The 14,288-nt window shown below is 39.2% G+C and carries 13 protein-coding genes; 12 read left to right on the top strand and 1 reads right to left on the bottom strand.

Annotated features, from left to right (window positions below; translation table 11 throughout):
- Nucleotides 1-12: 12 nt before the first annotated feature.
- The 7 genes from ACVC7R_RS02670 (at nucleotide 13) to pyrE (ending at nucleotide 8,813) form a co-directional block, all read left to right on the top strand.
- Nucleotides 13-714, top strand: a complete 702-nt coding sequence (locus tag ACVC7R_RS02670; RefSeq protein ID WP_447263420.1) for an ABC transporter ATP-binding protein — start codon at nucleotides 13-15, stop codon at nucleotides 712-714.
- A 1-nt stretch (nucleotide 715) separates the two neighbouring features.
- Nucleotides 716-3,421, top strand: a complete 2,706-nt coding sequence (locus tag ACVC7R_RS02665; RefSeq protein WP_447263419.1) for an FtsX-like permease family protein — start codon at nucleotides 716-718, stop codon at nucleotides 3,419-3,421.
- A 96-nt stretch (nucleotides 3,422-3,517) separates the two neighbouring features.
- Entirely contained in the window at nucleotides 3,518-4,870 is a 1,353-nt protein-coding gene (gene murD, locus ACVC7R_RS02660; RefSeq protein ID WP_447263418.1) for a UDP-N-acetylmuramoyl-L-alanine--D-glutamate ligase, read from the top strand.
- Nucleotide 4,871: 1 nt separating this feature from the next.
- Nucleotides 4,872-5,930: a UDP-N-acetylglucosamine--N-acetylmuramyl-(pentapeptide) pyrophosphoryl-undecaprenol N-acetylglucosamine transferase gene (locus ACVC7R_RS02655; RefSeq protein ID WP_447263417.1), complete on the top strand. Its 1,059-nt coding sequence runs from the start codon at nucleotides 4,872-4,874 to the stop codon at nucleotides 5,928-5,930.
- A 9-nt stretch (nucleotides 5,931-5,939) separates the two neighbouring features.
- Nucleotides 5,940-7,208 (top strand): FtsQ-type POTRA domain-containing protein, encoded by a 1,269-nt coding sequence (locus tag ACVC7R_RS02650; RefSeq protein WP_447263416.1) that lies wholly within the window; start codon nucleotides 5,940-5,942, stop codon nucleotides 7,206-7,208.
- A gap of 236 nt (nucleotides 7,209-7,444) precedes the next feature.
- Nucleotides 7,445-8,146 (top strand): orotidine-5'-phosphate decarboxylase, encoded by a 702-nt coding sequence (gene pyrF, locus ACVC7R_RS02645; RefSeq protein ID WP_447263415.1) that lies wholly within the window; start codon nucleotides 7,445-7,447, stop codon nucleotides 8,144-8,146.
- A gap of 31 nt (nucleotides 8,147-8,177) precedes the next feature.
- Nucleotides 8,178-8,813, top strand: coding sequence for an orotate phosphoribosyltransferase (pyrE, locus tag ACVC7R_RS02640; protein ID WP_447263414.1), 636 nt, complete (start codon nucleotides 8,178-8,180; stop codon nucleotides 8,811-8,813).
- Between the two features lie 204 nt (nucleotides 8,814-9,017).
- On the opposite strand, the gene ACVC7R_RS02635 is transcribed toward pyrE, so the two are convergent.
- The gene (locus ACVC7R_RS02635; RefSeq protein ID WP_006155562.1) at nucleotides 9,018-9,209 is read right to left on the bottom strand and encodes a helix-turn-helix domain-containing protein; all 192 of its coding nucleotides are present in this window, start codon (nucleotides 9,207-9,209) and stop codon (nucleotides 9,018-9,020) included.
- A gap of 132 nt (nucleotides 9,210-9,341) precedes the next feature.
- Here ACVC7R_RS02635 and ACVC7R_RS02630 point away from each other — a divergent pair, with 132 nt between their 5' ends.
- The 5 genes from ACVC7R_RS02630 (at nucleotide 9,342) to ACVC7R_RS02610 (ending at nucleotide 14,133) form a co-directional block, all read left to right on the top strand.
- Nucleotides 9,342-10,247, top strand: coding sequence for a hypothetical protein (locus ACVC7R_RS02630; RefSeq protein ID WP_447263413.1), 906 nt, complete (start codon nucleotides 9,342-9,344; stop codon nucleotides 10,245-10,247).
- Nucleotides 10,248-10,274: 27 nt separating this feature from the next.
- Entirely contained in the window at nucleotides 10,275-10,706 is a 432-nt protein-coding gene (locus tag ACVC7R_RS02625; RefSeq protein WP_447263412.1) for a hypothetical protein, read from the top strand.
- 417 nt (nucleotides 10,707-11,123) lie between these two features.
- Nucleotides 11,124-11,519: a CopY/TcrY family copper transport repressor gene (locus ACVC7R_RS02620; protein ID WP_447263411.1), complete on the top strand. Its 396-nt coding sequence runs from the start codon at nucleotides 11,124-11,126 to the stop codon at nucleotides 11,517-11,519.
- A gap of 10 nt (nucleotides 11,520-11,529) precedes the next feature.
- Nucleotides 11,530-11,901 carry a cupredoxin domain-containing protein gene (locus ACVC7R_RS02615; RefSeq protein ID WP_447263410.1) on the top strand — a complete coding sequence of 124 codons (372 nt, stop codon included), beginning with the start codon at nucleotides 11,530-11,532 and terminating at the stop codon, nucleotides 11,899-11,901.
- A gap of 9 nt (nucleotides 11,902-11,910) precedes the next feature.
- Nucleotides 11,911-14,133 carry a heavy metal translocating P-type ATPase gene (locus tag ACVC7R_RS02610; protein ID WP_447263409.1) on the top strand — a complete coding sequence of 741 codons (2,223 nt, stop codon included), beginning with the start codon at nucleotides 11,911-11,913 and terminating at the stop codon, nucleotides 14,131-14,133.
- Nucleotides 14,134-14,288: the final 155 nt, after the last annotated feature.

The raw sequence follows: 14,288 nt of genomic DNA, 5'->3' as shown, positions 1-14,288 counted from the left end.
GGAGGAGATAGGATGGCTTACATTGAAATGAAACATAGCTATAAGAGGTATCATACTGGTGATACAGAAATTGTAGCAAATCGTGATGTCAACTTCGAGATAGAAAAGGGAGAACTAGTCATTATCCTTGGTTCATCTGGAGCAGGAAAGTCAACAGTTTTGAATATTCTAGGCGGAATGGATACAAATGATGAAGGGCAAGTCTGGGTTGATGGGACTAACATTTCTGACTATACATCCCATCAGAGAACCAACTATCGCAGAGATGACGTTGGCTTTGTCTTTCAGTTTTACAATTTGGTTTCTAATCTAACGGCTAAAGAAAATGTCGAGCTGGCATCAGAAATACTCTCAGATGCCTTGGATCCTGAGCAGGTTTTAAAGGATGTTGGCTTAGGACACCGACTCAATAACTTTCCAGCCCAGTTGTCAGGTGGTGAGCAACAACGGGTTTCCATTGCCCGAGCGGTGGCTAAAAATCCTAAAATTCTCCTTTGTGATGAACCAACGGGAGCTTTGGACTACCAGACTGGTAAGCAAGTTCTAAAGATTCTTCAAGATATGTCACGACAAAAAGGTGCCACCGTTATTATCGTGACCCACAATGCTTCGCTAGCACCTATAGCTGATCGGGTGATTCAGATGCACGATGCTGGGGTCAAGAGTGTTGTTATCAATCCTCAACCACAGGATATTGATGATTTGGAGTACTGAGATGAAAAGAAGGACATATTGGAAAGACCTGCTCCAGTCTTTTACAGGTTCAAAGGGACGGTTTTTATCCATCCTAACTCTGATGATGTTGGGTTCTTTGGCCTTGGTCGGTCTTAAGGTTGCTAGTCCCAATATGGAGCGAACAGCATGGGGTTATATTCAAAAAGCCAATCTGGCAGATATGACTGTCATAGCAGATTATGGTCTAGATCAGGCTGACCAGGATGAATTGGAAAATCTTACTCGAGCAGCCGTTGAGTTTGGTTATATGACGGATTTGACTCTAGAAGGTAGCCAAGATGCCATACGGATTTTTTCTAAGACAGAAAGAATTTCGAAATTCCAAGTAACCCAAGGTCGCTTACCTGAAAAAGAAGATGAACTAGCCTTGGCGGACTTTTGGAAAGATCGCTATCAGATTGGTCAAGTTATTCATTTGAGTCAAAAGAATGGCAGTAATTCTCAATTAAAGCGAGATAGTTATACCATTACAGGTTTTGTTCACTCACCAGATATTTTTTCAACATCAGATATGGGGAGTTCAGCTAGTGGAAATGGGAATCTAGCAGCTTACGCTGTCGTAACTAGCAACAACTTTAATAGTCCTGTATACACCATTGCCCGCCTGCGTTTTGCTAGTCTAACAGATGTCAATCCTTTTTCCAGTGATTATGATAAGAAGCTAGAGGCAGAAGAAGTGGCTCTTAAGGAACAATTTGCTGATAATGGTCAAGCTCGACTTGAGAAAATGAAGAAAGACGCTCAAAAATCACTTGATGAAGGAAAGAAGCAACTGGACGAGGCTGAAAGTAATTTGACAGCTGGCAAGAGTCGCCTGCAAGAAATCGAAAGGCGTCTACAAGCTCAAGAAAATCAAGTGAGCCAACTACCAGAACCACAAAAGAGCCAAGCATCTAGCCAATTAGACCAAGCTAAAGAGCAACTCAAGCAGGAAAAGGAAAAGCTAAGCCAGGCTGAAAAAGATCTGTCGAGTGAAAAAGCTAAATGGCAGACCAGTCAGGATGAAGTCAATTCTCTGACAGAGCCAAGCTATCATGTTTATAATCGAAAGAGTTCTCCAACTGGCCAAGGTTATCTCATGTATAGTAACTCGGCTATGAGTATTCGTGCCGTTGGGAATATCTTTCCAATTGTTCTCTATGCTGTTGCAGCCATGGTGACTTTTACCACCATGACTCGTTTTGTAGACGAGGAAAGAACCAATGCTGGTATCTTTAAAGCTTTAGGCTACCATAGCAAAGACATCATTGCTAAGTTTGTGATTTATGGTCTGGTTGCTGGAACTCTTGGGACCCTTCTAGGAATTCTGATTGGTCATTACATCCTAGCACCTACTATTTCGCATATCATTACTGAGCGAATGATTGTTGGTGAGAGTCAGCAGTATTTCTACTGGACCTATAGTTGCTTGGCTCTAGGGCTAAGCTTAGTAGCTAGTGTCTTACCTGCCTACCTTGTATCTCGCAGAGAGTTGCATGAAGAAGCAGCGCAATTATTACTACCCAAGCCACCAGTCAAGGGGTCTAAAATTCTCTTGGAGCGCATGACCTTTATCTGGTCACGTTTGAGCTTTACCCAAAAGGTAACTGCCCGCAACATTTTCCGTTACAAACAACGCATGCTAATGACCATTTTTGGAGTTGCAGGTTCAGTAGCTCTCCTCTTTGCAGGTCTTGGTATCCAATCCTCTGTTGTAGGAGTGGCTGACAGGCAGTTTAATGATCTGCAACAATACCAGATGATTCTCTCTATCAATACTAGAGCTTCTGATTCTGATAAGGCAAAACTAGAAGAAAAATTGCAGAGTGATGAAGTTGAAAGCTATCGAATGATTTCTTCTAAGCAGCTTGAAGAAAAGTATGCCGGCAAGGCTGGAGTTCAAACTGTGACCATTATGGTTACAGATAAGGATGATTTGGCTCCATTTGTTATCTTAGAAAAAAATGGGGAAAAACTGAGCTTATCAGATGGAGTCGTCCTGACAGAAAAGTTAGCCCAGCTGGCTGGTGTTTCAGTAGGCGATAATTTTCAAATCGATGGGAAATCCTTTAAAGTTGGCGCCATTACAGAGCATTATGTAGGTCACCTTGTTTATATGAATCAGGCGACCTATGAGGAAATTTATGGTCAAGCTCCCAAGATGAATACCTATCTGATCCAACTCAAGGATAAAAGTGAAGGGAATACCGAAAGAGTTGCGGGAGAATTTATGGATCTAGCTGCTGTCAGTGGCCTCGTTCAAAATGCCTCAACCATTCAACTCTTTGAAAGTTTTGCCAATTCTCTGAATCATACCATGGCGATTTTGGTGCTAGTATCGGTGCTATTAGCCATTGTGATTCTCTATAATTTGACCAATATCAATGTTGCTGAACGGATTCGGGAACTCTCAACCATCAAGGTTCTTGGTTTTCATAACAAAGAAGTGACACTTTATATCTATCGGGAAACCATCTTATTGTCAGTAGTTGGGATTATCTTGGGTCTGGTATCTGGATTTTATCTCCACCAATTTCTAATACAGATGATTGCACCAGGCACCTTCCGTTTTCAACCAAAGGTCGGTTGGGAAGTTTATCTCATCCCAGTTCTAGCAGTTAGTACTATCCTGACTATACTCGGATTTTTTGTCAATCATTATCTCCGAAAGGTTGATATGCTAGAGGCTCTCAAATCTGTGGAATAGTTGATAGAGAACAAAAAACAAATAAGAAAGCCCTTTGTGGCTTTTTTATTTTCATAAAAATGGTAAAATAGTAAGAGTAGAAATGGAGTCCTAGATATGAAACGAATTGATCAATTTGAAAATAAGAAAGTATTAGTCCTCGGTTTGGCCAAATCTGGTGAATCTGCAGCTCGTCTCTTGGACAAGCTAGGTGCTATCGTAACAGTTAATGATGGCAAGCCTTTTGAGGAAAATCCGGCAGCTCAGAGCCTTCTGGAAGAAGGAATCAAGGTTGTCACTGGTGGACATCCTTTGGAATTGTTAGATGAAGATTTTGCCCTCATGGTAAAAAATCCAGGAATTCCTTATAGCAACCCTATGATTGAAAAAGCTCTAGAAAAAGGCATTCCAGTATTGACAGAGGTTGAGTTGGCCTACTTGATTTCTGATGCACCAATTATCGGTATTACAGGTTCTAATGGTAAGACTACGACTACAACTATGATTGGAGAAGTTCTGACTGCTGCGGGGCAAAATGGACTCTTATCAGGCAACATCGGTTATCCTGCTAGTCAGGTTGCTCAAACTGCGACAGCTAAGGATACCCTTGTCATGGAGTTATCTTCTTTCCAATTAATGGGAATCCAGGAATTCCATCCTGAAATTGCTGTTATCACAAACCTGATGCCAACGCATATTGACTATCACGGTTCTTTTGAAGCCTATGTGGCAGCCAAGTGGAATATCCAAAACAATATGACAACAGCTGATTACCTAGTATTGAACTTCAACCAGGAATTAGCTAAAGAGCTTGCGACAAAGACAAATGCGACTGTAGTACCATTCTCAACACTTGAAAAGGTTGACGGAGCTTATCTTGAAGATGGTCTTCTCTACTTCCGTGGTGAAAAAGTCATGGCAGCGGATGAAATCGGTGTTCCAGGTAGCCACAATGTGGAAAATGCTCTTGCAACCATTGCCGTTGCTAAACTGCGTGGCGTTGATAATGAAACCATCAAGGAAACCTTGTCGGCCTTTGGTGGAGTTAAACACCGTCTCCAGTTTGTAGACCAAATCAATGGCGTTAAATTCTATAACGATAGTAAGTCAACCAATATCTTAGCAACTCAAAAAGCCTTGTCAGGATTTGACAATAGCAAGGTTATCTTGATCGCTGGTGGTTTGGACCGTGGCAATGAGTTTGACGAATTGGTACCAGACATTACTGGACTTAAGAAAATGGTCATCCTTGGTCAGTCTGCAGAGCGTGTGAAGCGTGCAGCGGATAAGGCTGGTGTCGCTTATGTCGATGCGACAGATATTGCTGATGCAACTCGCAAGGCTTATGAACTTGCAGAAGAGGGTGATGTAGTTCTCCTCAGTCCTGCTAATGCAAGCTGGGATATGTATGCCAACTTTGAAGTACGTGGAGATCTTTTCATCGACACTGTAGCGGAGTTAAAGGGATAATATGAAAAAGATAGTATTTACAGGTGGGGGAACGGTTGGACACGTTACCCTCAACCTTTTGTTAATGCCCAAGTTCATCGAAGATGGCTGGGAAGTCCACTATATTGGTGATAAAAATGGGATTGAGCATCATGAACTCCTTAAATCAGGGCTGGATGTGACCTTCCATTCGATTGCAACAGGGAAACTGCGTCGCTATTTCTCATGGCAAAATATGTGGGATGTTTTTAAGGTTGCTTTTGGAATTCTTCAATCGCTCTTTATTATGTTACGAATTCGTCCGCAAGCCCTCTTTTCTAAGGGTGGATTTGTATCTGTTCCCCCTGTTATCGCAGCACGAGTATGCAGAGTACCAGTCTTTATCCATGAGTCTGACCTCTCCATGGGCTTGGCCAATAAAATCGCCTATAAGTTTGCGACTAAGATGTACTCTACTTTTGAACAAGCCTCTAGCCTTACTAAGGTAGAACATGTAGGAGCTGTGACCAAGGTTTCTGGTCTAGTTACGGAAGAACCTGAGGAAATGGTAGATATCCGGACTTGTTTTAATGATAAGTTACCAACTCTTCTTTTTGTCGGGGGTTCTGCTGGAGCACGTGTCTTTAACCAACTAGTTACAGATCACAAGGAAGAGTTAACTAGTCGCTATAATATCATCAATCTGACAGGTGATGCTAGTTTAAATGAACTAAGTACCAATCTTTATCGTGTTGATTATGCGACGGAACTCTATCAACCACTTATGAATATGGCTGATGTAGTCATTACTCGTGGTGGAGCTAATACCATCTTCGAACTCCTTGCTATGGCTAAATTACATGTTATTGTGCCACTGGGTCGCGAAGCCAGTCGTGGAGACCAGATAGAAAATGCAGCCTATTTTATGAAGAAAGGCTATGCGGAGGAGTTGCAAGAGAGTGATCTGACTTTGTCAACTTTAGAAGAAAAAGTAAATCAACTCTTGACCAACAAAGAGATTTATCAAAACACGATGAAAAATTCTCAGGAATTAAAATCTGTGGCAGATTTTTATGAGCTACTCAAAAAAGATTTATCATAAGGAAAATTGATGTCAAAGGATAATAAGAATAAGCACACTCAAGGCAAGGAATTGTCAGAGTGGCAAAAACGAAATCAAGAATATCTTCAAAGGAAAGCTGAAGAAGAAGCGAAACGCGCTGAAGAAGAAGCTCGTGAAAAAGAAGAACAAGTATCAGAGTCTTCTGAGAGTGATCAAAAATTGTCAGAATGGCAAAAACAAAACCACGAGTATTTGAGTAAAAAAGCAGAAGAAAAATCTACGAGTTCTGAAGAAGTGAATGAAGAATCTGATGAAACGGAAGAGAAGGATTCGGATACTAGCGATGAGACTTCAAATGAAGAGAAAGATTCGGAGGAAACTCCTCAAGAAGACTCTAAGAGTCAGGATCAAGTAGAGAAAGAAAAAGCTGACGAAAAGGTTAAGAAACAGAAAAAGGTAAAAACCAAGAGTAAACCTCCAAAACCGGCCATTCCTTCTATACATATCTGGCGAGCAGTTACGATCCTCGTCCCTAGTTTTATAATCTTATTCTTGTCTATTTATCTTCTAAGCCCTCTGGCTACGATGAAACAGATTGAAGTTACAGGGACAGTTCAGACAAGTGCTGAGCAGGTCAAAGAAGCTTCAGGTATTCGTGACAGTGATTATACAATTAGCTTGTTCTTGAATAAAGATAAGTATGCTGAAATGGTCAAATCAAATCACTGGATTGAATCTGCTAAGATCACTTATCAATTTCCAGTTCACTTCACTATTGAAGTGAAAGAATTTGAGATTGTAGCCTACTCTGTTTCTGGAGATAACCATTATCCAATCTTATCTAGTGGAAGCGTTGAACCAACAGCTGTTAATGCTGATAATTTACCTGAGAAATATATATCTGTTTTATTGAACGATGAGGAACAGATTAAAAGTTTGATTTCTCAGTTAAATGATATTAGCCCAGAAATTAAGCAAGAGATTGAGAAGATTGAATTGGCACCAAGTAAGGTAACCAGTGACCTTTTAAAGATTACCATGTATGATACAGATGAAATTTTGGTGCCCTTATCAGAACTAGGGAAGAAATTACCCTACTATAGTAAGATAAAACCACAGTTAACAGTGCCTAGTGGTATTGACATGGAGGTCGGTATCTATAGCTATAGTCTAGTGGATAAGGCTCTGGATGACGAAAGAATCAAAGCCAAGGAAGAGGAAAAGAAAAAACAGGAAGAAGAAGAGAAGAAAAAACAAACTGAGCAAGGAAGTCAGGGTCAAACGACACAAACCACTCAAACGACACAGAGTCCCTAAACTTCAAATGACTTAGTTTGATGATTGCTCCTCTTGTTGATGAACTCAGTTACTTGTTTTTACTTGACAAGACCCGCTTTAAATAATAGAATAGTAAAAAACCTTTAAAGCAGTCCAGAGAGGCAGCTAAGGTTAGACGGTGAAAGGGTGTATTCTACCCATTTTTCGTGGAACCTTGCTGTAGGCAGGTTCCTTTTTTCATGCTCTCTAGCTCACAAAGGTAAAAGGAGAAAAGTATGCGTGAATCTCGTCCGGTTATTGCTCTTGATTTTCCAAATTTTGAGGCAGTCAAGGAGTTCTTAGCCCTATTTCCAGCAGAGGAAAAGCTCTATGTTAAAGTTGGAATGGAGCTCTACTATGCCGAAGGTCCTGAAGTTGTCCGTTATTTGAAAGGTTTGGGACATAGTGTCTTTCTAGATCTCAAGCTCCATGACATTCCCAATACGGTCAAATCAGCCATGAAGGTCTTGTCTAATCTAGGCGTTGATATGACCAATGTTCATGCGGCGGGTGGCGTAGAGATGATGAAAGCTGCGCGTGAAGGTCTTGGAAAAGAAGCGAAATTGATTGCTGTTACTCAGTTAACATCAACCTCTGAGGAGCAAATGAGAGACTTTCAAAATATTCAAACCAGTCTTCAAGCATCTGTCATTCATTATGCTAAGAAAACTGCTGAAGCCGGCTTAGATGGTGTGGTTTGCTCAGCTCAGGAAGTGAAACTCATCAAAGAAGCTACCAGCCAAGACTTTATCTGTCTGACACCAGGCATTCGACCAGCTGGAGCCGCTGTTGGAGACCAAAAACGGGTCATGACACCAGCAGATGCCTATCAAATTGGTAGTGACTATATCGTTGTCGGACGCCCAATCACTCAAGCCACTGATCCAGTAGCAGCTTATCAGGCTATCAAGGATGAGTGGACACGAAGCTGGAAATAAGGAACTATTTAAAAATACAAAGGAGAATCCCATGACACTTGCTAAAGACATTGCTAGCCATCTATTGAAAATTCAAGCCGTTTATCTCAAACCAGAAGAGCCCTTCACTTGGGCATCAGGCATTAAGTCACCGATTTATACGGACAACCGTGTGACGCTTGCATACCCAGAGACACGTACCTTGATTGAGAATGGTTTTGTAGAAGCCATCAAGGCAGAATTCCCAGAGGTAGAAGTGATTGCAGGTACAGCGACTGCAGGTATTCCTCATGGTGCCATCATCGCTGACAAGATGAATTTGCCATTTGCCTACATCCGTAGCAAACCAAAAGACCACGGAGCAGGAAACCAAATCGAAGGCCGTGTAGCCCAAGGGCAGAAAATGGTCGTTGTTGAAGATTTGATTTCAACAGGGGGTTCGGTTCTCGAAGCTGTGGCTGCTGCCAAGCGTGAAGGAGCAGATGTTCTGGGTGTTGTAGCTATTTTCAGCTATCAATTACCAAAAGCAGATAAAAATTTTACAGATGCTGGTGTTAAACTGGTGACCCTTTCAAACTACAGCGAGCTTATCCACCTAGCCCAAGAAGAAGGCTACATCACTCCAGAAGGACTTGCTCTCCTAAAACGCTTTAAAGAAGACCAAGAAAATTGGCAAAAAGCCCAATAGATTGAAAATACAAAGGTTTAAACTCTAATTTGAACTGAAATATTATATCTAAAACAAAAAAACACATAAAATAAGATAATTCAAATCTATATTTTATGTGTTTTTTTCTAGAATAATTTAACCAAGAGTTGATTACAATTATTGGTTAAATAACTCTATATAGTTATTTAATTACATTAAATATTTTAACTAACCAAGATGGTATTATTGATTTTGATTATAGTCAGGAGTTTCTTCGATAAATTCTACGATATCATTTGGAAGACAATCTAAAATACAACATAGCTTTTCTAATGTCAGTAAAGTTATGTTTTTATTTTTCTTCAAACTATCTAGGGTTTTGTTATCAATCCCTGATTTTAATAATCTATATTGAGAAATTTCTTTTTTCTTCATTGTAGCCCAAAGTGGGTTAAAACTTATAATCGTTATCAACTCCTTCAACTTAATTATAAGTAAAAATAACTCTTCTTCATATTGTGTATATAACCACAATATGTTAAAATATGTGTGGAAGGAGAATTTTATATGAAAGGTATTTTTTCTCAAGAGGAGAAGGAGTTAGATTATTTTTTAGGTCTTGTTCCTGAAGATTTTAAATCAGCTAGTTTTAATGATTGGACAATTTGGGATGCATATGCGAGGGGTAGGCTACCAAATAAACGTTGGTCAGAGGTATTTGATAATGGGGAATACCATTCAATGGAAATCATTACTAAAGACGGTAAAACTTATAAATACTACCCAATTGCTAATCCACAACCATACCTGACGGTAATTCAAGAACATGTTTCAACTCTTGAAGAGCCTGAGCGAAGTAGAGAATTGCTCATCGATGCTGCAATTTGGTCAAAGCGTATTAAAGAAACGACAGATTATCTCTATAGTGTACATAGTAAATACGTTGATTTGATTCATCTAAAGCTAAGTGGATTTGGATGGGTTATTAGGCTATTAGGCTCTTTATTTTTGATATTATATATGCCTAGACTTGGTGAATTTAGCTCATCTGGCTTAGGTGTTTTTAGCAGACCTTTTGAATATTCTGTTTGGATAGGATTATGGCTGGCTCTTTGGTCCCCAATATATTTTGCTTTTCAACGAGTAAAGAAGGATAAGCCAAAAGCTGAACAGTTGATAAATCATAAGGATGAAATTATTGATGCTCGAAATTACTTTATAGAAAAATTTAATAGTCTTCCATTTGTTAATGCAAGACAACAAGCTGGCTTAGATGTTCATTTTAATGCTTTTATATACATGATTAATTTGATAGATCAAGGTAGAGCCCAAAATCTTGGTCAAGCTCAAAATTTATATGAAGAACTGAAAAGAAATGAGCAATTAAATCATCAGTTTCAAGAGTTACAAAGACAAGTTAGTTACAATAATAAATTGACAACGATCAATACATTTACAAACTTAATGAAATAATGGATGAAAAACTAAAGGAGAACTATTATGTCTAGAAAACCAAAATATCAACAAGATTACGAAGAAACAATGGAAGGAATGTGGTGGGGAGTTGCAGTATTTATTGGTGCAATGTACTTCTTGGTTAAAGTAACTTATTACATCGCATTACCATTTTATGCCCTATTTACTCATTTGTTTGAAGAAAAAATGCAACAAAAAGAATATCTAAATTGGATGAGATTTTTACCTTTTACTTGGTTTATTACAGGAGAGACAAAGGAGATGAGACGTGCAGCTGTAAGTAGTGTATTACTCCCTATCGTTCTACCTCTATTTTTACTATTTAATCATCTATTTAATAGTAAAGCAATCGGTGATGGGTTTGCACTGTTTATTTTTATTTTATTTGGTCTTAGCATAGGGAGTGTTATTGGTATGGTTCGAAATTACCAATTCTCGAAGAAATATATTGGATAAAATTGAAATATTACAAAACATACAACTAATAAGGCTATGCATATAATCTCTATGACTGGATTTACATATAACTGTAAAATTAAAACTCAGATAGGTATTGACTATCTGAGTTTATTTTATTTGTTCTAAAAAGAGTATTATTTTAATGATAATTGAATACAAATAATGATTATACTATCTTAGTAGTAGGAAGTTAAATAGTATCAAAAAATATTAAAATTTATTCATCTAGAAATGAAAAAAATATTGTGGCATTAAAAACTTATTTGAATAATATGTATTTTTTATCACAATGATAGACAAAATCTATTGGAAAGGGAAATTTTAAAATTTTTAGGAAATTTAATTGACAAATGTAGATTTTAAGAGTATACTGATAATTGTAATTGACAAATGTAGATTTTGGAGGAGATAACCATGCAGATTTCGGATGCAGAATGGCAGGTCATGAAGATTATCTGGATGCAGGGAGAGCAGACAAGTACTGATCTCATAAAAGTATTAGAGAAAAGGTTCAGTTGGTCCAAATCCACGATCCAGACACTCTTGGCTCGTTTGGTGGACAAAGAATGTTTGACTCGGGAGAAGCAGGGCAGGTCCTTTATCTATTCAGCCCTGTTGACACAGGAAGATAGCAAGAAGTTACTTGTCCAAGATATCAAAGATAAGCTTTGTTCCCGCAGAATGAAGCAGTTGCTAGCCGATTTGATTGAAGAATGTGATTTTACCCTAGCCGACTTAGAAGGTTTGGAAGAAGTCATTTCTAAGAAAAAAGCAAGTGCTGTAACAGAAGTAAGATGTAATTGTATGTAAAGGAGACGCTATGTTAAATCTATTTGTATCTATTATCGTTTTAGGAATGATTGCTTTTATCCTCTTTTGGTTTTTCAAAAAACCGCAAGAAGATGCTAAGAGAGCCCAGCAAAAAAATGGCTATCAGGAGATTCGAGTGGAGGTCATGGGAGGATATACTCCAGAAACCATTATCCTCAAAAAATCGCAACCTGCTCGCATTATTTTCGATCGAAAAGATCCTTCACCTTGCTTGGACCAAATCGTTTTTCCAGACTTTGGAGTGCATGCAGATCTGCCTATGGGAGACCAATATGTGGTTGAAATCACTCCTGAAGAAGCAGGTGAGTATGGTTTCTCTTGTGGCATGAATATGATGCACGGTAAGATGATTGTAGAATAGGAGAATGATATGACAGAAATTGTGAAAGCAAGTCTTGAAAATGGTGTTCAAAAAATCCGTATCACGGCAGAAAAAGGCTATCATCCAGCCCATATTCAACTACAAAAAGGAATTCCTGCTGAAATTACTTTTCACCGTGTGACACCATCAAACTGTTATAAAGAAATTCTCTTCGAAGAAGAAGGAATCCTAGAACCAATCGCTCAAGATGAGGAAAAAGTCATTCGCTTTACTCCTCAAGAATTGGGTGAGCACGAGTTTTCTTGTGGTATGAAGATGCAAAAGGGAACCTATACCGTTGTTGAAAAAACTAAAAAATCTCTAAGCCTTTTACAACGTTTTTGGATTACCAGCATTTTTACCCTACCATTAGTCCTCCTCATGCTTGGTATGCTGACTGGCAGTATTAGTCACCAAGTCATGCACTGGGGAACCTTCTTAGCTACGACACCTATTATGCTGGTAGCTGGAGTTCCTTATATTAAAAGCGCATGGGCTAGCTTTAAAAAACATAATGCTAACATGGATACCTTGGTAGCTCTAGGAACATTGGTAGCCTACGTCTATAGTCTATTTGCTCTCTTTGCGGGCTTACCAGTTTATTTTGAAAGTGCTGGATTCATCCTCTTCTTCGTTCTTTTAGGTGCAGTATTTGAAGAACGCATGCGCAAAAACGCTTCTCAAGCAGTTGAAAAATTATTAGACCTACAAGCAAAAACAGCAGAAGTCTTGCGTGATGACGCTTATATTCAAATCCCTTTAGAACAGGTCAAAGTTGGGGACTTGATTCGCGTTCGACCAGGTGAAAAGATAGCAGTTGATGGAATTGTGCTCGAAGGTGAAACCAGTATTGATGAATCAATGGTGACTGGGGAAAGTATTCCAGTCGATAAATCAGTTGGAGATGCTGTCATTGGTTCAACCATCAATAATAGTGGCACGATCATCTTTAGAGCTGAAAAAGTTGGTTCTGAGACTATGCTGGCTCAGATTGTGGACTTTGTGAAGAAAGCTCAAACGAGTCGTGCTCCTATTCAAGATTTGACCGACAAGATTTCTGGGATTTTTGTACCAGCAGTTGTCATTTTAGGACTTCTTACTTTTTGGATCTGGTTTGTTTTACTTGGAGATAGCTTTGTGACTTCACTTCTCTACGGAGTTGCTGTTTTGATAATTGCCTGTCCTTGTGCACTAGGACTCGCGACACCGACAGCACTCATGGTTGGAACAGGACGAAGTGCCAAGATGGGGATTCTTCTCAAAAATGGTACAGTTTTACAGGAAATCCAAAAAGTCCAAACGGTTGTTTTTGATAAGACAGGAACCTTGACCGAAGGGAAGCCAGTAGTGACAGATGTTATTGGTGATGAAAGAGAAGTGCTAAGTTTGGCTGCTTCACTGGAAGATGTATCTCAACACCCGCTAGCTCAAGCTATTGTTAATCGTGCATCTGAACTAGGAATTAGCCTTTACCCAGTGGAAAACTTCCAAGCCTTGCATGGAAAAGGTGTGACTGGGATTATTAATAGTAAACAAGTCTTGCTTGGGAATACCAAACTCTTAGATGATCTTGCTATTCCACATGATTATCAAAAACGATTTGAATTGCTTGAGAAAGAAGCAAAAACAGTTGTCTTCCTATCCGTGGATGGTCAGTTAAAAGGCTTAATTGCCTTGCAGGATGTCCCTAAGGAAAATGCTCGAGAAGCTATTGCCAAATTGAAAAAACGTGGCCTTAGAACGGTCATGCTTACTGGAGATAATGCTGGAGTAGCGCATGCGATTGCAGAGCAAATTGGAATCGAAGAAGTGATTGCAAATGTCTTACCAGAGGAAAAGGCACATGAAATTCATAAGCTTCAAAAGAATGGCAAATTGGCCTTTGTTGGAGATGGTATCAATGATGCGCCGGCCCTTAGTGTAGCGGATGTCGGAATTGCCATGGGCTCTGGGACAGATATTGCCATTGAATCAGCAGATCTTGTCCTTACAACCAACAATTTACTAGGATTGGCACGTGCTTTTGATATGAGTAAGAAGACCTTTAATCGTATTCTACTTAATCTTTTCTGGGCTTCTATCTATAACCTCATTGGTATTCCGATTGCAGCAGGAGTGTTTTCTGGTCTTGGTTTGGTACTCAATCCAGAACTTGCAGGATTGGCCATGGCCTTTAGTTCAGTCTCTGTTCTAATCAGCTCTCTTATGCTTAATTTTACTAAAGTCGATTAATACTCTTCGAAAATCTCTTCAAACCACGTCAGCTTTATCTGCAACCTCAAAGCTGTGCTTTGAGCAACCTGCGGCTAGCTTCCTAGTTTGCTCTTTGATTTTCATTGAGTATAAAAAGGCGGTCTTAACCGCTTTTTTGCTATTCTAAAACAGAT

Source organism: Streptococcus sp. Z554 (genome assembly GCF_053010305.1).
The sequence above is the reverse complement of the archived record's forward strand: the minus strand, read 5'-3'. Positions and strand labels throughout refer to the sequence as shown.